This is a genomic window from Pseudomonas sp. MD195_PC81_125 (assembly GCF_014060985.1).
In the GTDB taxonomy this organism is placed as follows: domain Bacteria; phylum Pseudomonadota; class Gammaproteobacteria; order Pseudomonadales; family Pseudomonadaceae; genus Aquipseudomonas; species Aquipseudomonas parakoreensis.
Genome location: NZ_JABULD010000585.1, coordinates 49,456 through 70,544 on the forward strand (window position 1 = coordinate 49,456; position 21,089 = coordinate 70,544).

Below are 21,089 nucleotides of genomic sequence, written 5' to 3' on the forward strand. Positions count from 1 at the left end.
GTCATAACGCGCATCTTCACTGTATTGTATTGACCGGGGAGATGGCGCCTGGCCGTGTATTCGGTTCCAGTGATAGCCCTTTGCGCTCCCCGTGGCTGCCCTTTGTGGTGGCCGTTTTCTGTTTGTCGGCGCCCCTCGAATCCTTGCGAGCGGTGGTTTTGGGCTGTTTTTTTATTGGGAAGCCGTAATGATTGGCATAAAAAGCATTGCGAGCTACGTTCCTGTAGCCGGCGTGGACAATTACGCACAAGGTGCAAAATTCGAGAAGGATGAAGAATTCATCCTCGGTAAAATCGGTTCGGCCTTCCTGCCGCGCAAAGACGCTGAACAGGAAACCTCCGATCTGTGCGTGGAAGCGGCCAATGCGCTGTTTGCCAACAACCCTGAACTGAAGCGTGAGTCGATCGACGCGCTGATCGTCGTTACCCAGAACGGTGACGAAGAAGGTCTGCCGCACACCGCTGCGATCGTCCAGGACAAGCTCGGTCTGCCGACTAATGTCGCGGCGTTCGATATTTCCCTGGGCTGCTCCGGATACGTCTACGGCATCTACGCGATCAAGGGCTTCATGGAAGCCGCCGGCTTGAAGAACGGCCTGCTGATCACCGCTGACCCGTATTCGAAAATCGTCGACCCGGAAGACCGCAACACCACCATGCTCTTCGGCGATGCCGCCACGGCGACCTGGATGGGCGAAGACCCGGCCTGGGCGCTGGGCAAGGCCAAGTTCGGCACCGACGGTTCCGGCGCGCCACACCTGAAAGTCACCGATGGCGTGTTCTTCATGAATGGGCGTCAGGTGTTCAACTTCGCGCTGCTCAAAGTCCCGGCGCACTTGCACGAATTGCTCGACGACTCTGGCCTCAAGGCTGACGACATCGACGCCTTCTGCATTCACCAGGGCAGTGCGGCGATTGTCGATGCGGTGGCGCGGCGTTTCGAAGGCGAGCCGGAGAAGTTCATCAAGGACATGGTCGAAACCGGTAACACCGTGTCGTCGAGCATTCCGCTGCTGCTGGAAAAACACGTGCTCGACTCCGACTGGCAGCGCATTGCCCTGAGCGGTTTCGGTGTCGGTCTGTCGTGGGGCTCGGCGATCATCTATCGTCCTTGATCCGGTCAAAAACGGCGAATACAAAAATAGCGTTCAAGGTTACCCTTGAACGCTATTTTTTTTGCCTGAATGGAGCGCTAGGCGGCATGAGCGAGTTTTTCCAACCCAATGCCCAGGTCATCCAGCAACGCTGGCCGGCGTTGTTTGAGCGCTTGCAGGCTGAAGACACCTCAGTCGTTCAAGCCGAGCTGGTGCAGGGCTTGGGCTCGACGCTCAGCGTTAATGGCATTCAACTGACCAGTCGCCACGACCGCGTCCACGAAGCCCGCATCCAGGCGGCCAGCCTGGCGGAAAAGCCGCAGTTGCACGTCTATGGCACCGGCCTCGGCGACCTGCCATCGGTTCTGCTGGAGCGCGCCGGCCTTGAGCGGTTGTACGTTCATATCCTCAATGGCTCGTTGTTCGCCCTGGTGCTGCAACTGCTCGATCAACGCCAATGGCTGGAAGATCCGCGTGTGCAGCTGTTCTATGCCGGTGATCTGTCAGACATCTGCACACCGTTTTTCGCGTTGCCGGCGGAGATGCTGCTGGCTGATGACTTCAACGCGAAGATCCGTGATCGGCTGGTCAGCGAAGTGCACTTGAGCTTCAACAATCGTGAATTCGATCCACATTTGCCGTTCATTCAGCAGCGTCTGCAGGAGTGTTTGCCGGTGTTGCTGGGCGATGATGATGTGGCGCAGTTGTTCGGCACGGCCAGTGGCCGGGAAATCTATGTGATTGGCACCGGGCCGACGCTCGAAGGACATTTCCAGCGTCTGGCGGCGGTGCGCGCGCAGGCTGAACGTCCGTTGTTGATGTGTGTGGATACCGCTTACCGGCCATTGCGTGAGCACGGGATCGTCCCGGATCTGGTGGTCACCATTGATCAGCGCATCAGCTTCCGGCATCTGCCGTTCGAGGACTCCGCTGGCATCCCGCTGGTGTATCTGCCCATGAGCGATCCTGCGGTGATGACCGCGTGGAAGGGCAAACGCTACGGCGGTTACTCGGCCAGTCCGGTGTACGCCGCGTTGCGCGAGCAATATCCGCGCGGGCAACTGCATGTCGGTGGCAGCGTGATTCATCCGGCGGTGGATCTGGCAGTAAAGATGGGTGCATCGCGCATTACCCTGTTCGGCGCCGACTTCGCCTTCCCGATGAACAAGACCCATGCCGGCTGGAATGACGGTGATCTGGGGCCGGGGGTCGATCAGGCGCGGCATTGGGTGCAGGACGGCCATGGCCGGCGGGTCAGCACCCAGCTGAACTTTCGCGGCTATCTGTGCGTACTCGAGCGTTATATCGCCGCGCATCCGCAGGTGCAGTTCTTCAACAGCAGTCGGGCAGGTGCACTGATCGCCGGGACACAGTTCAATCAGGAGTTTGTGCAATGACGACGATTGAGCAGTGCGTCGACGAGTGCCGTCAGTGCGCCGGGCTGTTTCGTCTGGGGCGTGACGTTGAGGCGGCGCTGGATATGGTCGAGGTGTTCGAGGGGGCGCAGCAGTTGCTGATGTCCGCACCGGCGACGGTACAGCAGGACTGGGCCTTGATACTCACGCAGATGCTCGACTGTCAGGAGCGTCAGGACTGGTTGGGCCTGGCTGACTGGATGGAGTTCGAGTTGATCGAAGTGTTGCAAAAAGCACGATCGGCAAACTGACCGACCGCGCTGGCCCGCGGCTTTGCGCGCGGGTCGGTTTTATGGCGTCATTTTTTCGCAGGTGGGGGGCGCTAAGCCCTTGTTTTCTCGGGGGTGGCAGGGTGATGGCAAATTTTTTTCAAAAAGCCCTCAAGCAACCTGCCAACCCGACGATAACTATTACGAAGGTTCTCTAGGCCATTCCAGGCGGTTGCCAGGGCCGGAAGCCGCAGTACCCAACCAACGAGGAATTCGTCATGGCTTTAACAGTAAACACCAACACCACGTCGCTGAACGTTCAAAAGAACCTGAACCGCGCTTCCGACGCTCTGTCGACTTCGATGCAGCGCCTGTCTTCCGGCCTGAAAATCAACAGCGCTAAAGACGACGCTGCTGGCCTGCAGATCTCGAACCGTATGTCTTCGCAGATCCGTGGTAACACCCAAGCCATCCAGAACGCCAACGACGGTATCTCCGTTGCTCAGACCGCTGAAGGCGCTCTGCAAGCTTCGACCGACATCCTGCAGCGTATGCGTGAACTGGCTGTTAAAGCACGTAACGGCACCAACGGTACTGCTGACCAGACCGCGACCAACGCTGAATTCGCTCAGATGTCTGACGAAATCACCCGTATCTCGGCTGCTACCAACCTGAACGGCAAAAACCTGCTGGACGGTTCGGCTGGTACTGTGACCCTGCAAGTCGGCGCAAACACCGGTTCGGCTAACCACATCGACCTGGTACTGAGCTCCAAGTTCGACGCCGTCAGCTTGTCCGTAGGTAGCGGTACTGTAGTTCTGACCGGTACCACCGGTACTGGCGCTGGTTCTGCTTCGCAGAACATCGACAACGCGATCACTGCAATCGACGCCGCTATCGCTGCAATCGGTGCAACTCGTGCCAGCCTGGGTGCTTCGCAAAACCGTCTGACCAGCACCATCCAGAACTTGCAGAACATCACCGAGAACACCACTGCTGCACAAGGTCGCGTACAAGATACCGACTTCGCCGCAGAGACTGCTAACCTGACCAAGCAGCAAACCCTGCAACAGGCTTCGACCTCTGTTCTGGCTCAAGCCAACCAACTGCCTTCCGCTGTACTGAAGCTGCTTCAGTAATTCGGAATGAGTTTGGGCGGGAGGGTGCGCTGGTCGCGCTCTCTCGCTTTTTTACGTTAGGAGGTGATGAGCATGGACATGAGCGTAAAGCTTAACGTGTCTTATCCGGCTCCCAAGCCAGCGACGCCTGTTGCTGACAAGCCGTCGGAGACGCCAAAAGTTGCATCGGCCGACGCTCCGGTCGCTGACAGGAAAAGTCAGCAAACGGATGACGCCAAGTTGAAACTGGCCGTGCAAGAGATCGAGAAGTTCGTTCAATCGATCAAGCGTAACCTGGAGTTCTCGATCGACGAGCACTCTGGCAAGGTCATCGTCAAGGTGATCGCAAGCGAGACGGGTGAGGTCGTACGCCAGATCCCCTCCGCAGAAGCACTCAAGCTCGCAGACAGCCTCGCCAACGCAAGCCATGTGTTGTTCGACGCCAAAGTCTGATAGCTGGCATGAATAGTGTTTGTCTTTCTTGAATGACGCCTGGATGGGTCAAAAGTCTGGCAACAATCTGAAGGGAGATGCACATGGCAAGTCCAATTCTACCGGGTTCCGGACTGGGTTCCGGCCTGGACATCGGCGCGATCGTGACCGCGCTGGTCAACGCCGACAAGTCGCCGAAACAGACGCAGATCGATTCCGCGACCAAGACCAATACCCTGAAGATTTCCGGTGTCGGCACGTTGAAGAGTGCGCTGACCGCGTACCAGACGGCGATGACCAACCTGGGCAGCAAGACCAACCCGGCATTTGCCGGCTTCACGGCGACCTCGAGCAACACAGCGATTCTCGGCGCCACCTCCGATAACACTGCGGTGTCGGGGACTTACAACGTTGTTGTCAACCAATTGGCCACTGGCTCGAAAGTTGCCAGCGCTTCTTTCGCCGGCGGTGCTGCCAGTGCCATTCCGAGTGGTACCCTGAAAATCAGTCAGAATGGCACTGATTACAATGTCACGATCCCGGCCAATGCGACCTTGCAGAGCACGCGTGATGCGATCAACACGGCTCAGGGCGCCAATGGCATTTCTGCCAACATCGTGACTGACAGCAGTGGTGCTTCGCGCCTGGTGATCAGCTCCAACAAGACTGGCGCGGGTACCGATCTCTCTGTCAGCGGGATCGCCGGTCTGGAGATCGACGGTACTCAGTCGATGGGTACTAATCCGGCGGCAGGCGCCTCGGGCAACGTCAATGGCCTTGCACAAGATGCCAAGGTGACCATCGACGGCCTGCAGGTTTCCAGCAAAAGTAACACGGTCAGTGGTGCAATCAGCGGCCTGACCCTGAATCTGACCACTGTCAGCCCTGTCGTTGGTGGCGTTGCCACGCCGACCGTTGTCAGCGTCGATACCAACACCAAAGGGCTGCAGGCTTCGGTTCAGGCGTTTGTTGACGCCTACAACACCCTGAAGACCACCATCGACACCCTGTCCAAGGCAACACCGGACGCCGATGGCAAACTGACGGTGCAGGCCGCTTTCACCGGTGACTCGTTGCCGCGCTCGCTGATCTCCGACATCCGTGGCCAGTTGACTGCTCCTGGTGCTGGTGCAGAGGGTTCTTTGTCCTATCTGTCGGAGATCGGTGTGATGACCGATCGCAACACCGGCAACCTGACGTTTGATACTGCTGCGTTCACCAAAACCATGGCTCAGCCCGGGAAGGCTGGCCAGGTGCAGCAGATGTTCACCGGGACTAACGATACCAACGGTCTGCTGGCGCGCATGAACAAGGCGGTGGACCCGTATCTGAAGGCACCTGCCGGTAGCGCACCTACTGCCGTAGGCCTGCTTGATCAGCGCATGTCCATCCTGAACAACAACACCAAGAGCCTGACCAGTCAGCAATTGGCGCTGGATTTGCGTGTGGCCAACCTGACCAAGACGTTGACGGCCAAGTACAACGCCATGGACTTGCTGGTAGGGCAGATGAAAGCGACGGCCAGCAACATCACGTCGTTCTTCAGCTCGCTGAACGCTCAGCAATCCGCGAAGTAACCTGCAAGAACGACAAAAACCCGGCTACGCTTTATCGGCGTGCGCCGGGTTTTTGTCTTTTGATCTAAAGTTCTGTGATTCGTTGGCGATACACTGGTTATACGAGTCATTGTGGCAATGAGGTAGAACATGAACCCAATGTTAGCCCTTCGGCAATATCAGAAAGTCGGCGCGCACGCCCAGACCTCCGAGGCGAGTCCGCACCGTCTGGTACAAATGTTGATGGAAGGCGGGCTGGCCCGCATCGCTCAGGCCAAGGGTGCCATCGAGCGCAAGGACATTCCTGGCAAGTGCACCTCGATCAGCAAGGCCATTGGCATTGTCAGCGGGCTGCGTGAAGGTCTGGACCTGGAAAAGTGTGCCGATGAACTGGCCGATCTGGACGGGCTGTACATCTACATGATGAAGCGCCTCGCCGAGGCCAACATCAACAGCGATCCGCGCATTCTCGATGAGGTTGCCGGCTTGCTGAGCACGGTCAAAGAAGGCTGGGATGCCATCGCCCCCGAGCCTGCTCCGCAGTTTTGAAGGAGAGCACCATGAGTCTTGTATTGCAGCGAATCGCCGACACCCGTGAAGCGCTGGTCAGTGCGCTGGCCGAACGCAACTGGGAAGCCATTGGCGAGCTGGATCTGGCTTGCCGATCCTGCATGGAAGACGTCATGGCCGAGGCCTCGCTGGATGAGGAGGCCCTGCGCAATAACCTTGAGGAGCTGCTCCACGTCTACAAGGAGCTTCTGGAGGCGGCGATGGGTGAGCGGCAGGCGATAGCCAACGAGATGTCGCAGATCACCCAAGCGCAAAAGGCGGCAAAGGTTTACCATCTGTTTGGTTAATTAACCCCCAGTTAATCCAGACATGTGCGCCATAAATTTGACTGTGCACGGTTTTTTGACTTAACTAGTGGCTGTTTTCAGATTTCAGGCGTCTACAGGCACAAGGTGTCCTGCAAGCGTCTCGCTTGCCCCATTTTTCGGGCATTGAGTTGACTAGGGAAGTTGCTATTGCATGTGGCGTGAAACCAAAATTCTGCTGATCGATGACGATAGCGTCCGCCGCCGCGACCTGGCGGTGATTTTAAATTTTCTCGGCGAAGAAAATTTACCCTGCGGCAGCCATGACTGGCAGCAGGCTGTCGGCTCTTTGTCATCAAGTCGTGAAGTCATCTGTGTACTGATCGGGACGGTAAATGCTCCGGGTGCACTGTTGGGCTTGTTAAAGACACTCTCGACATGGGATGAGTTCCTTCCTGTTTTGCTGATGGGCGATAATTCTTCCGTCGACCTGCCGGAAGACCAGCGCCGCCGGGTGCTTTCAACGCTGGAAATGCCACCCAGCTACAGCAAGCTGCTCGACTCCCTGCACCGTGCCCAGGTCTATCGCGAGATGTACGACCAGGCCCGCGAGCGCGGCCGTCATCGCGAACCCAATCTGTTCCGTAGCCTCGTCGGCACCAGCCGGGCGATCCAGCATGTCCGTCAGATGATGCAGCAAGTGGCCGATACCGACGCCAGTGTGCTGATCCTCGGCGAGTCCGGCACCGGCAAGGAAGTGGTTGCGCGCAACCTGCATTACCACTCCAAACGTCGCGACGCGCCATTCGTGCCAGTCAACTGCGGGGCGATCCCGGCCGAGCTGCTGGAAAGCGAACTGTTCGGCCACGAGAAGGGCGCCTTCACCGGCGCGATCACCAGCCGCGCCGGACGTTTCGAGCTGGCCAACGGCGGTACGCTGTTCCTCGATGAAATCGGCGACATGCCGCTGCCGATGCAGGTCAAACTGTTGCGCGTGCTGCAGGAGCGTACCTTCGAGCGTGTGGGCAGCAACAAGACCCAGAGCGTCGATGTACGCATCATTGCCGCGACCCACAAGAACCTCGAAAGCATGATCGAGGTCGGCACCTTCCGCGAAGACCTCTACTATCGCTTGAATGTGTTCCCGATCGAGATGGCGCCGTTGCGTGAGCGCGTTGAAGACATCCCGCTGCTGATGAACGAACTGATCTCGCGCATGGAGCACGAAAAGCGCGGTTCGATCCGTTTCAACTCGGCAGCGATCATGTCGCTGTGCCGTCACGGCTGGCCGGGCAACGTCCGCGAGCTGGCCAACCTGGTGGAGCGCATGGCGATCATGCACCCGTACGGGGTCATCGGTGTGGTCGAGTTGCCGAAGAAGTTCCGCTACGTCGATGATGAAGACGAGCAGATGGTCGACAGTCTGCGCAGCGATCTCGAAGAGCGCGTGGCGATCAACGGTCATACCCCGGACTTCACCGCCAACGCTCTGCTGCCGCCGGAAGGTCTGGACCTCAAAGACTACCTCGGTGGTCTGGAGCAGGGTCTGATCCAGCAGGCGCTGGACGATGCCAATGGCATTGTGGCGCGTGCCGCCGAACGCCTGCGCATCCGTCGAACCACGCTGGTGGAGAAGATGCGCAAGTACGGCATGAGCCGGCGTGAAGGTGATGAACAGGCGGATGATTGACGCCTGTTTTTCAACGTCTTCATTTATAAGCAGTTTTTTTTAGGCACGGGTATTGCTACGTCCCTCGCAACGTTCCGTTTAACTGACGGTCAGCCAAGCGAGAGAACACAATGCCCCACGCCCAGATGTCATCTGCCTCCAATGCCGAGGGGCAATCGTCGTCCGTAGAGCAGGCGAGCCGTCAGGGTCTTGAGCAGGCGTTCGCGCTGTTCAATCAGATGTCCAGCCAGTTGACCGACTCCTACAGCATGCTTGAAGCCCGGGTCACCGAGCTCAAAGGCGAGTTGGCGGTGGTCAGTGCCCAGCGCATGCAGGAGCTGGCCGAAAAAGAACGTTTGGCCAACCGCCTGCAAAACCTCCTTGATCTGTTGCCCGGTGGCGTCATCGTCATTGACGGCCATGGCATGGTTCGCGAGGCCAATCCGGCGGCCATTGAGTTGTTGGGGCTGCCGCTGGAAGGCGAGTTGTGGCGCCACGTGATCGCCCGATGCTTCGCCCCGCGCGAGGACGACGGCCATGAAATCTCTCTGAAAAACGGTCGGCGACTGTCGATTGCCACCCGCTCGCTGGATGCCGAACCGGGGCAGTTGGTGCTGCTCAACGACCTGACGGAAACCCGCCACCTTCAAGATCAACTGGCGCGCCATGAGCGTCTGTCATCGCTGGGGCGCATGGTCGCCTCGCTGGCTCATCAGATCCGCACACCGTTGTCTGCCGCTTTGCTCTACGCCAGTCATTTGACTGAGCAGGAATTGCCGGTCGCCACCCAGCAGCGTTTCGCTGGCCGCCTCAAAGAGCGTTTGCACGAGCTGGAGCATCAGGTGCGCGACATGCTGGTGTTCGCCCGGGGCGAGTTGCCGCTGACCGATCGCATCACCCCCAATGCCTTGATGCAATCGCTGCAGGCGGCGGCGCTGACTCATGTGCAGGATTTGCCCATTCGCTGGCAGTGCGACAGTCATGCCGGCGAATTGCTGTGCAACCGCGACACGCTGGTCGGGGCCCTTCTCAATCTGATCGAAAACGCGATTCAGGCCAGTGACGGCAACGTGCGCCTGAAAGTGCATTGCTACACCCGCGACAACAGCCTGCGCCTGTGCGTCAGCGACAGCGGCAGCGGTATAGATCCGGTGGTGCTCGAACGTCTCGGCGAGCCATTTTTTACCACCAAAGTCACCGGCACCGGGCTTGGTCTGACCGTGGTCAAGGCCGTGGCCCGGGCACATCAGGGAGAATTGCGGCTGCGTTCGCGTGTCGGGCGCGGCACGTGCGCGCAGGTGATCCTGCCGCTGTTTTCCGCTGTACAGGGAGCTGAGTAAACGTCATGGGCATCAAGGTTTTGCTGGTCGAGGATGACCGCTCGTTGCGCGAAGCGCTGGCCGACACGCTGTTGCTGGCAGGCCACGACTACCACGCGGTCGGCAGCGCCGAAGAGGCGTTGCAGGCGGTTGAGCGCGAAGCGTTCAGTCTGGTGGTCAGTGACGTCAACATGCCCGGCATGGACGGCCATCAACTGCTTGGACTGTTGCGCGCCCGACAGCCGCAACTACCGGTACTGCTGATGACCGCACATGGCGCGGTGGAGCGAGCGGTCGATGCGATGCGCCAGGGAGCGGCGGATTATCTGGTCAAGCCGTTCGAGCCCAAGGCTCTGCTGGACCTGGTTTCGCGGCATGCGCTGGGCTGTGTCAGTGTGGCTGATAGCGACGGGCCGGTGGCGGTCGAGCCGGCCAGTGCGCAGTTGCTCGACCTGGCGGCGCGGGTGGCGCGCAGCGATTCCACAGTGTTGATCTCCGGCGAGTCCGGTACCGGCAAGGAAGTACTGGCGCGTTACATCCACCAGCAATCTCACCGTGCGAGCCAGCCGTTCATCGCGATCAACTGCGCGGCGATTCCCGACAATATGCTCGAGGCCACGCTGTTCGGTCACGAGAAGGGCTCATTCACCGGCGCCATCGCGGCGCAGCCCGGCAAGTTTGAACAAGCCGATGGCGGCACCCTTCTGCTCGACGAGATTTCCGAAATGCCCCTGGGCCTGCAAGCCAAGTTGCTGCGGGTGCTGCAGGAGCGTGAAGTCGAGCGTGTCGGTGCGCGCAAGCCGATCGCGCTGGATATTCGCGTGGTCGCGACCACCAACCGCGATCTGGCTGGCGAAGTGGCGGCGGGGCGCTTCCGTGAAGACCTCTTTTACCGTCTGTCGGTTTTTCCTCTGGCGTGGCGTCCACTTCGCGAGCGCACTGCCGATATCCTGCCGCTGGCCGAGCGGTTGCTGAACAAACACGTCAATAAAATGAAGCACGCGCCGGCGAAGCTGTCGCCAGAAGCCCGGGCTTGCCTCACTGGTTATCCGTGGCCGGGCAATGTGCGTGAGCTGGATAACGCCATTCAACGGGCGCTGATTCTGCAGCAGGGCGGTTTGATCCAGCCGCAGGATTTCTGCCTGACGGGCGCGGTGACGTTTGGTACTGCGCCGTCCGTCGTGCCGGTGCAGCCGCTGGTGCGCGAGATCGAAGTCGAGGCTGAATCCGCCGGTGCGTTGGGCGATGACCTGCGGCGTAGGGAGTTTCAGATGATCATCGATACCCTGCGCACCGAACGCGGCCGGCGCAAGGAGGCGGCGGAAAAACTCGGTATCAGCCCGCGAACCCTGCGCTACAAGCTGGCGCAAATGCGCGATGCCGGGATGGACGTCGAAGGCTATCTGTTCGCCACGTGAGCGGTGGAGCGAATGTTTGAAAGTGCTTTTCTGAAAGGCTGCCCGATAGCTGGCACCCTTGTTGCTAATACCTGTGTACCCGCCGAGTGAGTGTCAAAAAATTGCGGGCCGCCCAAGAGAGTAGACCATGAGCCAAGGTATTGAATTTAATCGGTTGATGATGGACATGAAGGCCATGAAAATGGACGCCATGGCCACGCCGAAATCGACTGCCGCCGTCCCTGAACTGGCAGGCAGCAGCTTTTCCGACATGCTCGGTCAGGCCATCAACAAAGTCAGCGATACCCAGCAGGCATCGACTCAGTTGGCCAACGCATTTGAAATCGGCAAGAGCGGCGTCGATCTGACCGACGTGATGATCGCCTCGCAGAAAGCCAGCGTGTCGTTCCAGGCTCTGACCCAGGTGCGCAACAAACTGGTTCAGGCTTATCAAGACATCATGCAGATGCCGGTTTAAGGACGAGATTGAGTCATGGCAGAAGCAGTCGCCGATAACGTTCCGGCCAAGGCCACCCCGATAGACGGCAAACCGCCGCTGTTCGGCCTGTCCTTCCTGGAAAACCTCTCCGAGATGACCATGCTGCGTCAGGTGGGCCTGTTGGTCGGCCTGGCTGCGAGCGTGGCGATTGGCTTTGCGTGGTGCTGTGGTCGCAGCAGCCGGATTACCGTCCGTTGTACGGCAGCCTTGCCGGCATGGACGCCAAGCAGGTCATGGACACCCTGGCCTCCGCCGACATCCCTTACACCGTCGAGCCGAACTCCGGCGCCTTGCTGGTCAAGGCTGACGATCTGTCCCGTGCGCGGATGAAACTCGCGGCCGCTGGTGTCACTCCCAGCGACGGCAACATCGGTTTCGAAATCCTCGACAAGGAACAGGGGCTGGGCACCAGCCAGTTCATGGAAGCGACCCGTTACCGTCGCGGCCTCGAAGGCGAACTGGCACGCACCATCTCCAGCCTGAACAACGTCAAGGGCGCCCGCGTGCACCTGGCGATTCCGAAGAGCTCGGTGTTCGTGCGCGATGAGCGCAAGCCAAGCGCTTCGGTTCTGGTCGAGTTGTACTCCGGACGTTCGCTGGAGCCGGGTCAGGTGGTGGCGATCATCAACCTGGTGGCGACTTCCGTGCCTGAACTGAGCAAATCGCAGATCACCGTCGTCGATCAGAAGGGCAATCTGCTCTCCGATCAGGCGGAGAACTCCGAAATGACCATGGCCGGCAAGCAGTTCGATTACAGCCGCCGCATGGAAAGCATGCTCACTCAGCGCGTGCACAACATTCTGCAGCCGGTGCTGGGTAACGATCGCTACAAGGCTGAAGTCTCGGCCGACATCGATTTCAGTGCCGTCGAATCGACCGCCGAGCAGTTCAACCCGGACCAGCCGGCGTTGCGCAGCGAGCAGTCGGTCAATGAGCAACGCACCGCCAGCAATGGTCCGCAAGGTGTCCCGGGGGCGCTGAGCAACCAGCCGCCGGCGCCGGCCTCGGCACCGCAAACCACCGGTGGCGCGCAAGGCTCTACCGGCATGGTTCAACCCGGTCAGCCACTGGTGGATGCCAACGGTCAGCAGATCATGGACCCGGCCACCGGCCAGCCAATGCTCGCACCGTACCCGGCGGACAAGCGTCAACAATCCACCAAGAACTTCGAACTGGACCGTTCCATCAGCCACACCAAGCAGCAGCAGGGTCGCCTGAATCGTCTGTCGGTGTCGGTGGTGGTCGATGATCAGGTCAAGGTCAATGCGGCCAACGGGGAAACCACCCGCGCGCCATGGAGCGCCGATGAACTGGCGCGCTTCACCCGTCTGGTGCAGGACGCCGTTGGCTTCGATGCCAGCCGTGGTGACAGCGTCAGCGTGATCAACATGCCGTTCTCCGCCGAACGCGGTGAAGTGGTTGCCGATATTCCGTTCTACTCCCAGCCATGGTTCTGGGACATCGTCAAACAAGTGCTGGGTGTGTTGTTCATCCTGGTGCTGGTGTTTGGTGTGCTGCGTCCGGTGTTGAACAACATCACCGGTGGCGGCAAAGGCAAGGAGCTGGCCGGTCTGGGCAGCGACGTGGAACTCGGTGGCATGGGCGGCCTGGATGGCGACCTGGCCAACGACCGCGTGAGCCTCGGTGGTCCGCAGAGCATTCTGTTGCCGAGCCCGAGTGAGGGTTATGACGCACAACTGAATGCAATCAAGAGCTTGGTGGCCGAGGATCCGGGTCGCGTGGCTCAGGTCGTGAAAGAGTGGATTAACGCAGATGAGTGATAACCGAGCCGCAACCGTCAAACTGAACAAGGTCGACAAAGCCGCGATTCTGCTGCTGTCCCTGGGTTCGACCGATGCCGCGCAAGTGCTGCGCCACATGGGCCCGAAAGAGGTTCAGCGGGTGGGTGTGGCCATGGCTCAGATGGGCAACGTCCATCGCGAGCAGGTCGAGCAGGTCATGAGCGAGTTCGTCGACATCGTCGGTGACCAGACCAGCCTCGGCGTCGGCTCCGACGACTACGTGCGCAAAATGCTCACCCAGGCGCTGGGCGAAGACAAGGCCAACGGCCTGATCGACCGCATCCTGCTCGGTGGCAACACCAGCGGCCTCGACAGCCTGAAATGGATGGAGCCGCGCGCCGTTGCCGATGTGATCCGTTACGAACACCCGCAGATCCAGGCCATCGTCGTTGCCTACCTCGACCCGGATCAGGCCGGTGAAGTGCTCGGCAACTTCGATCACAAGGTGCGCCTGGACATCATCCTGCGCGTTTCGTCGCTGAACACCGTGCAGCCGGCTGCGCTGAAAGAGCTGAACCAGATTCTCGAGAAGCAGTTCTCCGGCAACTCGAACGCCTCGCGCACCACCCTGGGTGGCATCAAGCGTGCGGCGGACATCATGAACTTCCTCGACAGCTCGATCGAAGGCCAGCTCATGGACTCGATCCGCGAAGTCGACGAAGACCTGTCCGGTCAGATCGAAGACCTCATGTTCGTGTTCAACAACCTGGCCGACGTCGACGACCGCGGCATCCAGGCGCTGTTGCGCGAAGTGTCCTCGGACGTGCTGGTACTGGCCCTCAAGGGCTCGGACGAAGGCGTCAAAGAGAAGATCTTCAAGAACATGTCCAAACGTGCGGCCGAACTGTTGCGCGACGACCTCGAAGCCAAAGGCCCGGTGCGCGTCAGCGACGTGGAAACCGCGCAGAAAGAAATCCTCACCATTGCCCGTCGTATGGCCGAAGCCGGCGAGATCGTGCTCGGTGGCAAGGGCGGCGAGGAAATGATCTAAGCCCATGGACAAGCATGACGAGTCAGTGACGGATCTGATCCGCGCCCGCGATGTCCGTGGTTTCGAATCCTGGGCGCTGCCCAGCTTCGATCAGCCGAAACCGGAACCCGAACCGGAGCCGGAGCCCGAACCGCCGGAAATGGAAGAAGTGCCGCTGGAAGAAGTCCAGCCACTGACTCTGGAAGAACTCGAAAGCATCCGTCAGGAGGCTTACAACGAGGGCTTTGGCATCGGTGAGAAGGAAGGTTTTCACAGCGCCACGCTCAAGGTGCGTCAGGAAGCCGAAGTGGCGCTGGCGGCAAAACTGGCCAGCCTCGAGCAGTTGATGACCCACCTGTTCGAGCCGATTGCCGAGCAAGACACCCAGATCGAAAAGTCGCTGGTCGACCTCGTGCAACACATCACCAGACAGGTGATCAAGCGCGAACTGGCGATCGATTCCAGCCAGATCGAACACGTCATGCGCGACGCGCTCAAGCTGCTGCCGTTGGGCGTGGACAACGTGCGTCTGTACGTCAATCCGCAGGACTTCGAGCAGGCCAAGGCCTTGCGCGAGCGCCATGAAGAAACCTGGCGCATCGTCGAGGACGAGTCGCTGATGCCCGGTGGTTGCCGGGTTGAAACCGCGCACAGCCGCATCGACGCGAGCATTGAAACCCGCATCACCCAGGTCATGGGCAAGCTGTTTGACCAGTTGCACGAACAGTCTCTGCACCCGGCTGCGCCGGATCTGAGTCTGGACATTCCTGAAGAAATCCCATCGGCGGCTGCGCCGCAAGCGCCGCTCGCGGACACCCCCGATGCGCCTTGAACGCACCAGTTTCGCCAAGCGCCTCAGCACCTATGCCGACGCCACTGACATCGCTGGCGCGCCGATTCTTGAAGGCCGTCTGCTGCGCATGGTCGGCCTCACCCTCGAAGCCGAAGGCCTGCGCGCCGCCATGGGCACACGTTGCCTGGTGATCAATGACGACAGCTATCACCCGTCCCAGGTGGAAGCGGAAGTCATGGGGTTTTCCGGCAGCAAAGTCTTCCTGATGCCGGTCGGCAGCGTCGCCGGCATTGCCCCGGGCGCCCGTGTGGTACCGCTGGCGGAAACCGGTCGTCTGCCGATGGGCATGAGCATGCTCGGTCGCGTACTCGACGGCGCCGGACGCGCGCTGGACGGCAAGGGCGGGATGAAGGCTGAAGACTGGGTGCCGATGGACGGCCCGACAATCAACCCGCTCAACCGCGACCCGATCCACGAACCGCTGGACGTCGGCATCCGTTGCATCAACGGTTTGCTGACGGTCGGGCGTGGTCAGCGTCTGGGTCTGTTCGCCGGTACCGGTGTCGGTAAATCGGTGCTGCTGGGCATGATGACCCGCTTCACCGAGGCCGACATTATCGTCGTCGGCCTGATCGGTGAACGGGGTCGCGAAGTGAAAGAGTTCATCGAGCACATCCTCGGTGAAGAAGGCCTCAAGCGTTCGGTGGTCGTCGCCTCGCCAGCGGACGATGCGCCGCTGATGCGTCTGCGCGCGGCCATGTACTGCACGCGCATCGCCGAGTATTTCCGCGACAAGGGCAAGAACGTCCTGTTGCTGATGGATTCGCTGACCCGTTTCGCCCAGGCCCAGCGGGAAATCGCCCTGGCCATCGGCGAGCCGCCAGCGACCAAGGGTTACCCGCCCTCGGTGTTCGCCAAACTGCCGAAACTGGTGGAGCGCGCCGGTAACGCGGAAAAGGGCGGGGGATCGATCACCGCGTTCTACACCGTGTTGTCCGAAGGCGATGACCAGCAGGACCCGATTGCCGACTCGGCGCGGGGCGTGCTCGACGGCCACATCGTGTTGTCCCGGCGGCTGGCCGAGGAAGGGCACTATCCGGCCATCGACATCGAAGCGTCGATCAGCCGGGTGATGCCGGCGGTGGTTTCGGCGGAACACATGCAGCGTGCGCAGTACTTCAAACAGCTGTGGTCACGCTATCAGCAGAGCCGCGATCTGATCAGCGTCGGCGCTTACGTCGCCGGTGGTGACCGCGAGACCGATCTGGCGATCAATCTGCAGCCGCAACTGACCCGCTACCAGCGCCAGGGGCTGAACGACAAGATCAACATGGGCGAAAGCCAGGCCTATCTGGAAACCCTGTTCGCGCCTGCGGCGGGCGGGTAACCGGCCATGGCCGTGAGTCGCGCCGCACGTCTGGCACCGGTGGTGGAAATGGCCGAACAGGCCGAAAAAACTGCCGTCCAGCGTCTGGGATACTTTCAGGGCCAGGTCAAGGTGGCTGAAAGCAAACTCGCCGACCTCGACGCCTTTCGTCTGGATTATCAGGAGCAGTGGATCGTGCGTGGCAGCGACGGGGTTTCCGGACAATGGCTGCTGGGGTATCACGGCTTTCTCGCGCAACTGGACACTGCGATCGACCAGCAGCGGCAAAGCCTGGTCTGGCACCAGAACAACCTGATCAAGGCGCGAGACGCCTGGCAGCAGGCGTTCGCCAAGGTCGAAGGCCTGCGCAAACTGGTGCAGCGCTACCGCGAAGAGGCGCAACGCCTCGAAGACAAGCGCGAGCAGAGATTACTGGACGAGTTGTCGCAGCGTTTGCCGCGGCACGATCCTCTTGAATAATGTCAAAAGTTCACAGCCTTCGGCAGCTCCTGCAGGTGATTGATGTAGGAGCTGCCGAAGGCTGCGATCTTTTGATCTGGCTTCCAGCCTTGCCCCAACCCTGTCCAAGTGCTAAACCTTGTACACGTTCGTCAATGACAAGGAAGCCAGTCAATGTCAGTCGTTACAGAAGTCTCTCCGGATGGCCAAAAACTGACGATTTCGGTCAGGGGGCGGTTCGATTTCGGGCGCCATCAGGAATTTCGCGAGGCCTATGAGCGGCTTAACCACAAGCCTGACTCCATCGTGGTCGATCTGAAGGATGCCACCTACCTAGACAGCTCCGCGCTGGGCATGCTGCTTCTGCTGCGCGATCACGCCGGCGGCGACGACTCGGACGTGCGGGTGGTCAACAGCAACTCCGACGTGCGCAAGATTCTCGCCATCTCCAACTTCGACAAACTGTTCGACATCAGTTGACGGTCATGCAGGCACAAGAGCCGCTGACGATCCTGATCGCCGAAGACAGCGCCGCCGACCGGTTACTGTTGTCGACCATCGTCCGGCGTCAGGGGCATGAAGTGCTGACCGCCGCCAATGGCGCCGAAGCGCTGGAAGTGTTTCGGCGCCAGCCGCCGCACCTGGTGCTGATGGACGCAATGATGCCGGTGATGGATGGCTTCGAAGCGGCGCGACAGATCAAGGCGCTGGCGGGGGAAACCCTGGTGCCGATCATCTTCCTGACCTCGCTGACCGAAAGCGAAGCGCTGGCGCGCTGTCTGGAGGCGGGCGGCGACGACTTTCTGGCGAAGCCGTACAACCAGGTAATCCTTGCCGCCAAAATCAAGGCGATGGATCGCTTGCGTCGTTTGCAGGCCACGGTGCTGCAGCAGCGCGACCTGATTGCCAAACATCACGATTACCTGCTCAACGAACAGCGCGTGGCCAAAGCGGTGTTCGACAAGGTCGCGCATTCGGGTTGCCTGAGCGCGCCGAATATTCGCTACCTGCAATCGCCCTATGCATTGTTCAACGGCGACCTGCTGCTGGCGGCCTACACGCCGGCCGGCGACATGCATGTGCTGCTCGGTGATTTCACCGGCCACGGTCTGCCGGCGGCGGTGGGGGCGATGCCGTTGGCCGAAGTGTTTTACGGCATGACGGCCAAAGGTTACGGCCTGGCCGAAACCCTGCGCGAGATGAACGCCAAGCTCAAGCGCATCCTGCCGGTGGACATGTTCTGCTGCGCGACCATGCTTTGCCTGAGCTTTCAGCGCCGTACTGTGGAGGTGTGGAACGGCGGCATGCCCGATGGCTATCTGCACCGGATCGCCACGGGCGAACGGCTGCCGCTGCCGGCGCGGCATTTACCGCTGGGAGTGCTCAGCCCGCAGGCATTCGACGATCGCACCGAAGTGCAGGCCATGGCGGCAGGGGACCGAGTGTTCCTGCTGTCAGACGGCGTGATCGATACCACTGACGCCGATGACCGGTTGTTTGGTGTCGAGCGTTTGCAGCAACTGTTTGCCGCCAATCGTGAACCGGACAATCTGTTCGCCGAGATCGAACAGGCCTTGCACGCATTTCGTGGCGAGCCCCGCGACGATGTGAGCATGGTCGAGATCAGTCTGCTGGAGGCGGCGCAGGTGGTGCCGTCGGCGCCGGTGTATTCCGACAGTGGCCAATCCTGTCCGCTGGACTGGTCGGTAAGCTTCGAGTTTCGCGGTGCGACGCTCAAACGCTTCAATCCGTTGCCATATTTGCTGCAATTGTTACTGGAAGTACATGGCTTGCGCACCCAGAGTGGCGCAATCTACAGCGTGCTTGCCGAGCTGTATTCCAACGCACTGGAGCATGGCGTGCTGGGACTCGATTCCAGCCTCAAGCGTGATGCGGCCGGATTCGCTCGCTACTACGAGCAGCGCAATGCACGACTCGAGGCGTTGCAGGACGGTTATGTGCGCGTGCATTTGCAAGTCAGGCCGCAAGGTGCCGGTGGTTGCCTGGTCATCCGCGTCGAGGACAGCGGCAAGGGGTTTGACGTGGCGCGCGTGATGGAGCGACCGCTGGACGGCGTCCGTCTGTCGGGGCGCGGCGTCAGCTTGATCCGGCAATTGGGGCATAACGCCAGTTGGTCGGACGAAGGTCGCAGTGCTTGCGTAGAGTTTTTCTGGGAGGTTAGGGCATAATTCGCCGATTCTTGATCAAGGAGTGAACAAGTGACTGACCAACATGTGGATCGCGAAGTACTCGATGCGTTGCGCGAAGTGATGGAAGACAGCTATCCGGATTTGCTGGATACCTTCCTGACCGATTCTGAAAGTCGCTTGCATCAATTGCAAAAGACCGCCGACGCCAAGGTGTTGGCCGAGGTCGCCCATAGTTTCAAGGGCAGCGCCAGCAACATGGGTGCTGTGCGACTGGCGACGCTCTGTCAGGCGCTCGAGGCGGACGCCAGAAACAAAAGTCCCGCCGAAATCGTCGATCTGGTGGCGGACATCAGCAGCGAATTTGCCGATGTGCGACCTGTCTACGAAGACGAACGCCAGCACGCCATCACGCATTGAATCCTGCCGTCCGGCGCTTTTCGCCAGCGCCGGACAAAACTGGCCCGACACTTGCAATAATCCCCGTCAACTGTACCTACGATCCCAGTGCAGCGGAGACCGTGTCATGCCTGCGACCCCCAATGTTCTTCTTCAATCTGCCGCCCAGGCCAAGGCGCAAGCCGCTGCCGCAAAAGCGCCGGTCATGGCCGCAGACACCGGGGACAAGGCCTCAAGCTTCGCTCAGGTGTTCGCCGATCAAGGCCCGAAAAAAACGCTGGCGAGCGCTGACAGTTCGCTGAAACCTTCGCGCGACAAGGTTGCCGACAACAGCGACAAAGAAAGATTTCGGCAAGGACAAGTCTGCCGCCACACAACCGGCCGTTGCCGATAGCGGCAATGCCTTGCCTGCCGACAAGACCGCTTCGACTGCATCCGATGATCAGGCGGCCGCTGACAAGGCCGCCACCGATGCGGCCGCTGATAGCGCGCAGACGCCAGTGGCAGACACCACCCCGGTAGATCCGGCGCTGGATCCGGCGCTGGCGCAAACCATGCAACCGCTGGTGACTGCACCGGCGGTGCCCGCGCCAGTCGCTGCAACACCGGAGCCGGTCAAGGCCGAGACGCCGGTCGTGGCTGCAACCGTTGCGCCAGCCGTGGTCAAAGACCCGGCGGCATCGACCGATAGCGCTTTCGACCCGGCGGCCGATCCACTCGATTCGCTGCCGGCGGTGCGCATGGCGATGGAGCAGGGCGGCCACATTTCCGCCAGCAGCCAGGCACAACCCAAAGCAACGCCGGCCCAGACCCAGGCCGACGGTGAATTGACTTCAGCGCAGAATTTCGCCGCTGGCATGGCCAGCATGCTCGATGTGCAGGCCGACAAGGACAGCACCAGTCAGAACGGCGAGAAAGCCTTCAGCGGTCTGATCGACGATGGCCTGAAAGATCTGAAGGCTGCCACCAGCGACACCCGTGTCGATGATTTCGCCAACCGTCTGGCGGCGCTGACTCAGGCGGCTACGCCGAAAACCGCGAACGCGGTGCCGGTGAATCAACCGATCGCCATGCACCAGAGCGGCTGGACCGAAGAAATCGTCAACCGCGTCATGTACCTGTCCAGCGCCAATCTGAAGGCGGCGGATATTCAATTGCAGCCGGCAGAGTTGGGACGCCTGGACATCCGCGTGAACATGGTGCCCGACCAACAGACTCAAGTGACCTTCATGAGCGCACATCCAAGTGTGCGTGAAGCGCTGGACGGCCAGATGCATCGCCTGCGTGACATGTTCACCCAGCAGGGCATGGGCCAGGTTGACGTCAACGTCTCTGACCAGAGTCGTGGCTGGCAGGGTCAGCAGGGTCAGGAACAGGCGCAGCACGGTCAGAGCGGCCGTACCAGCGCTGCAGGTGGGCGTCTGGATTCGGCGGAAGATGAATTGGCGCCTGTGAGCGTGGCCGAAGCCGCTGCACAAACCACCAGCGTGATCGGCAGCAGCGCCGTCGACTATTACGCCTGATTCAAGGTGTTCACAAAAACCTGTGGGAGCTGGCTTGCCAGCGATGGCGGCGGCACATTCAGAACCAATGTGTCAGACCAATCGCTATCGCTGGCAAGCCAGCTCCCA

At 60.3% G+C, this 21,089-nt stretch carries 19 protein-coding genes and 2 pseudogenes; all 21 read left to right on the top strand.

The genetic code is table 11. The annotated features are described in order from the left end of the window. Window positions 1-187 precede the first annotated feature (187 nt). Window positions 188-1,114 (top strand): ketoacyl-ACP synthase III, encoded by a 927-nt coding sequence (locus HT737_RS23610; RefSeq protein ID WP_182404123.1) that lies wholly within the window; start codon window positions 188-190, stop codon window positions 1,112-1,114. 86 nt (window positions 1,115-1,200) lie between these two features. Next, window positions 1,201-2,490: a 6-hydroxymethylpterin diphosphokinase MptE-like protein gene (locus tag HT737_RS23615; protein WP_182404124.1), complete on the top strand. Its 1,290-nt coding sequence runs from the start codon at window positions 1,201-1,203 to the stop codon at window positions 2,488-2,490. Further along, window positions 2,487-2,759, top strand: coding sequence for a hypothetical protein (locus HT737_RS23620; protein ID WP_095667183.1), 273 nt, complete (start codon window positions 2,487-2,489; stop codon window positions 2,757-2,759). Before HT737_RS23615 ends, HT737_RS23620 begins: the two co-directional genes overlap by 4 nt. Window positions 2,760-2,995: 236 nt before the next feature. After that, window positions 2,996-3,856, top strand: coding sequence for a flagellin domain-containing protein (locus tag HT737_RS23625; RefSeq protein ID WP_007958307.1), 861 nt, complete (start codon window positions 2,996-2,998; stop codon window positions 3,854-3,856). A 72-nt stretch (window positions 3,857-3,928) separates the two neighbouring features. Continuing rightward, window positions 3,929-4,288: a flagellar protein FlaG gene (locus tag HT737_RS23630; RefSeq protein ID WP_047292524.1), complete on the top strand. Its 360-nt coding sequence runs from the start codon at window positions 3,929-3,931 to the stop codon at window positions 4,286-4,288. Window positions 4,289-4,371: 83 nt separating this feature from the next. After that, window positions 4,372-5,844, top strand: coding sequence for a flagellar filament capping protein FliD (gene fliD, locus HT737_RS23635; RefSeq protein WP_047292526.1), 1,473 nt, complete (start codon window positions 4,372-4,374; stop codon window positions 5,842-5,844). 129 nt (window positions 5,845-5,973) lie between these two features. Further along, window positions 5,974-6,372 carry a flagellar export chaperone FliS gene (gene fliS / locus HT737_RS23640; protein ID WP_027614233.1) on the top strand — a complete coding sequence of 133 codons (399 nt, stop codon included), beginning with the start codon at window positions 5,974-5,976 and terminating at the stop codon, window positions 6,370-6,372. An 11-nt stretch (window positions 6,373-6,383) separates the two neighbouring features. Continuing rightward, the gene (locus tag HT737_RS23645; protein ID WP_003222861.1) at window positions 6,384-6,680 is read left to right on the top strand and encodes a hypothetical protein; all 297 of its coding nucleotides are present in this window, start codon (window positions 6,384-6,386) and stop codon (window positions 6,678-6,680) included. Window positions 6,681-6,852: 172 nt separating this feature from the next. After that, on the top strand, window positions 6,853-8,328 hold the full coding sequence (locus tag HT737_RS23650) for a sigma-54 dependent transcriptional regulator (protein WP_041073001.1): 1,476 nt from the start codon (window positions 6,853-6,855) through the stop codon (window positions 8,326-8,328). Between the two features lie 125 nt (window positions 8,329-8,453). After that, on the top strand, window positions 8,454-9,647 hold the full coding sequence (locus HT737_RS23655) for a PAS domain-containing sensor histidine kinase (protein WP_179294989.1): 1,194 nt from the start codon (window positions 8,454-8,456) through the stop codon (window positions 9,645-9,647). Between the two features lie 5 nt (window positions 9,648-9,652). Continuing rightward, complete coding sequence (locus HT737_RS23660; protein ID WP_182404125.1) at window positions 9,653-11,044, top strand: sigma-54 dependent transcriptional regulator; 1,392 nt, start codon at window positions 9,653-9,655, stop codon at window positions 11,042-11,044. Between the two features lie 127 nt (window positions 11,045-11,171). Next, window positions 11,172-11,501, top strand: coding sequence for a flagellar hook-basal body complex protein FliE (gene fliE, locus HT737_RS23665; RefSeq protein WP_003222869.1), 330 nt, complete (start codon window positions 11,172-11,174; stop codon window positions 11,499-11,501). Between the two features lie 15 nt (window positions 11,502-11,516). Further along, window positions 11,517-13,303: pseudogene (fliF, locus tag HT737_RS23670) on the top strand (flagellar basal-body MS-ring/collar protein FliF). Next, on the top strand, window positions 13,296-14,315 hold the full coding sequence (gene fliG / locus HT737_RS23675) for a flagellar motor switch protein FliG (protein WP_007920042.1): 1,020 nt from the start codon (window positions 13,296-13,298) through the stop codon (window positions 14,313-14,315). Before fliF ends, fliG begins: the two are co-directional and overlap by 8 nt. A gap of 4 nt (window positions 14,316-14,319) precedes the next feature. Beyond that, window positions 14,320-15,126, top strand: coding sequence for a flagellar assembly protein FliH (gene fliH / locus HT737_RS23680; RefSeq protein WP_182404126.1), 807 nt, complete (start codon window positions 14,320-14,322; stop codon window positions 15,124-15,126). After that, window positions 15,116-16,474: a flagellar protein export ATPase FliI gene (fliI, locus tag HT737_RS23685; RefSeq protein ID WP_047292537.1), complete on the top strand. Its 1,359-nt coding sequence runs from the start codon at window positions 15,116-15,118 to the stop codon at window positions 16,472-16,474. The genes fliH and fliI overlap by 11 nt, the downstream gene beginning before the upstream one ends. A 6-nt stretch (window positions 16,475-16,480) precedes the next feature. Then, complete coding sequence (gene fliJ / locus HT737_RS23690; RefSeq protein WP_047292539.1) at window positions 16,481-16,933, top strand: flagellar export protein FliJ; 453 nt, start codon at window positions 16,481-16,483, stop codon at window positions 16,931-16,933. Window positions 16,934-17,086: 153 nt separating this feature from the next. Further along, window positions 17,087-17,392, top strand: coding sequence for an STAS domain-containing protein (locus HT737_RS23695; RefSeq protein ID WP_047292541.1), 306 nt, complete (start codon window positions 17,087-17,089; stop codon window positions 17,390-17,392). Window positions 17,393-17,397: 5 nt separating this feature from the next. Then, window positions 17,398-19,101: a fused response regulator/phosphatase gene (locus tag HT737_RS23700; protein WP_182404127.1), complete on the top strand. Its 1,704-nt coding sequence runs from the start codon at window positions 17,398-17,400 to the stop codon at window positions 19,099-19,101. A gap of 30 nt (window positions 19,102-19,131) precedes the next feature. Beyond that, window positions 19,132-19,479, top strand: a complete 348-nt coding sequence (locus HT737_RS23705) for an Hpt domain-containing protein (protein ID WP_047292545.1) — start codon at window positions 19,132-19,134, stop codon at window positions 19,477-19,479. Window positions 19,480-19,585: 106 nt separating this feature from the next. Beyond that, window positions 19,586-20,981 (top strand): annotated as a pseudogene (locus HT737_RS23710) (flagellar hook-length control protein FliK). The last annotated feature ends 108 nt before the right edge of the window (window positions 20,982-21,089 follow it).

Bases quoted from the DNA above. Each gene is read 5' to 3' on its own strand.
- HT737_RS23620 (WP_095667183.1), top strand. From the start codon at position 2,487: ATGACGACGATTGAGCAGTGCGTCGACGAGTGCCGTCAGTGCGCCGGG.
- fliE (WP_003222869.1), top strand. From the start codon at position 11,172: ATGAGCCAAGGTATTGAATTTAATCGGTTGATGATGGACATGAAGGCC.
- HT737_RS23625 (WP_007958307.1), top strand. From the start codon at position 2,996: ATGGCTTTAACAGTAAACACCAACACCACGTCGCTGAACGTTCAAAAG.
- HT737_RS23610 (WP_182404123.1), top strand. From the start codon at position 188: ATGATTGGCATAAAAAGCATTGCGAGCTACGTTCCTGTAGCCGGCGTG.
- fliI (WP_047292537.1), top strand. From the start codon at position 15,116: ATGCGCCTTGAACGCACCAGTTTCGCCAAGCGCCTCAGCACCTATGCC.
- HT737_RS23615 (WP_182404124.1), top strand. From the start codon at position 1,201: ATGAGCGAGTTTTTCCAACCCAATGCCCAGGTCATCCAGCAACGCTGG.
- fliS (WP_027614233.1), top strand. From the start codon at position 5,974: ATGAACCCAATGTTAGCCCTTCGGCAATATCAGAAAGTCGGCGCGCAC.
- fliH (WP_182404126.1), top strand. From the start codon at position 14,320: ATGGACAAGCATGACGAGTCAGTGACGGATCTGATCCGCGCCCGCGAT.
- HT737_RS23650 (WP_041073001.1), top strand. From the start codon at position 6,853: ATGTGGCGTGAAACCAAAATTCTGCTGATCGATGACGATAGCGTCCGC.
- HT737_RS23655 (WP_179294989.1), top strand. From the start codon at position 8,454: ATGTCATCTGCCTCCAATGCCGAGGGGCAATCGTCGTCCGTAGAGCAG.
- HT737_RS23695 (WP_047292541.1), top strand. From the start codon at position 17,087: ATGTCAGTCGTTACAGAAGTCTCTCCGGATGGCCAAAAACTGACGATT.
- HT737_RS23660 (WP_182404125.1), top strand. From the start codon at position 9,653: ATGGGCATCAAGGTTTTGCTGGTCGAGGATGACCGCTCGTTGCGCGAA.
- HT737_RS23645 (WP_003222861.1), top strand. From the start codon at position 6,384: ATGAGTCTTGTATTGCAGCGAATCGCCGACACCCGTGAAGCGCTGGTC.
- fliJ (WP_047292539.1), top strand. From the start codon at position 16,481: ATGGCCGTGAGTCGCGCCGCACGTCTGGCACCGGTGGTGGAAATGGCC.
- HT737_RS23700 (WP_182404127.1), top strand. From the start codon at position 17,398: ATGCAGGCACAAGAGCCGCTGACGATCCTGATCGCCGAAGACAGCGCC.
- HT737_RS23630 (WP_047292524.1), top strand. From the start codon at position 3,929: ATGGACATGAGCGTAAAGCTTAACGTGTCTTATCCGGCTCCCAAGCCA.
- fliG (WP_007920042.1), top strand. From the start codon at position 13,296: ATGAGTGATAACCGAGCCGCAACCGTCAAACTGAACAAGGTCGACAAA.
- fliD (WP_047292526.1), top strand. From the start codon at position 4,372: ATGGCAAGTCCAATTCTACCGGGTTCCGGACTGGGTTCCGGCCTGGAC.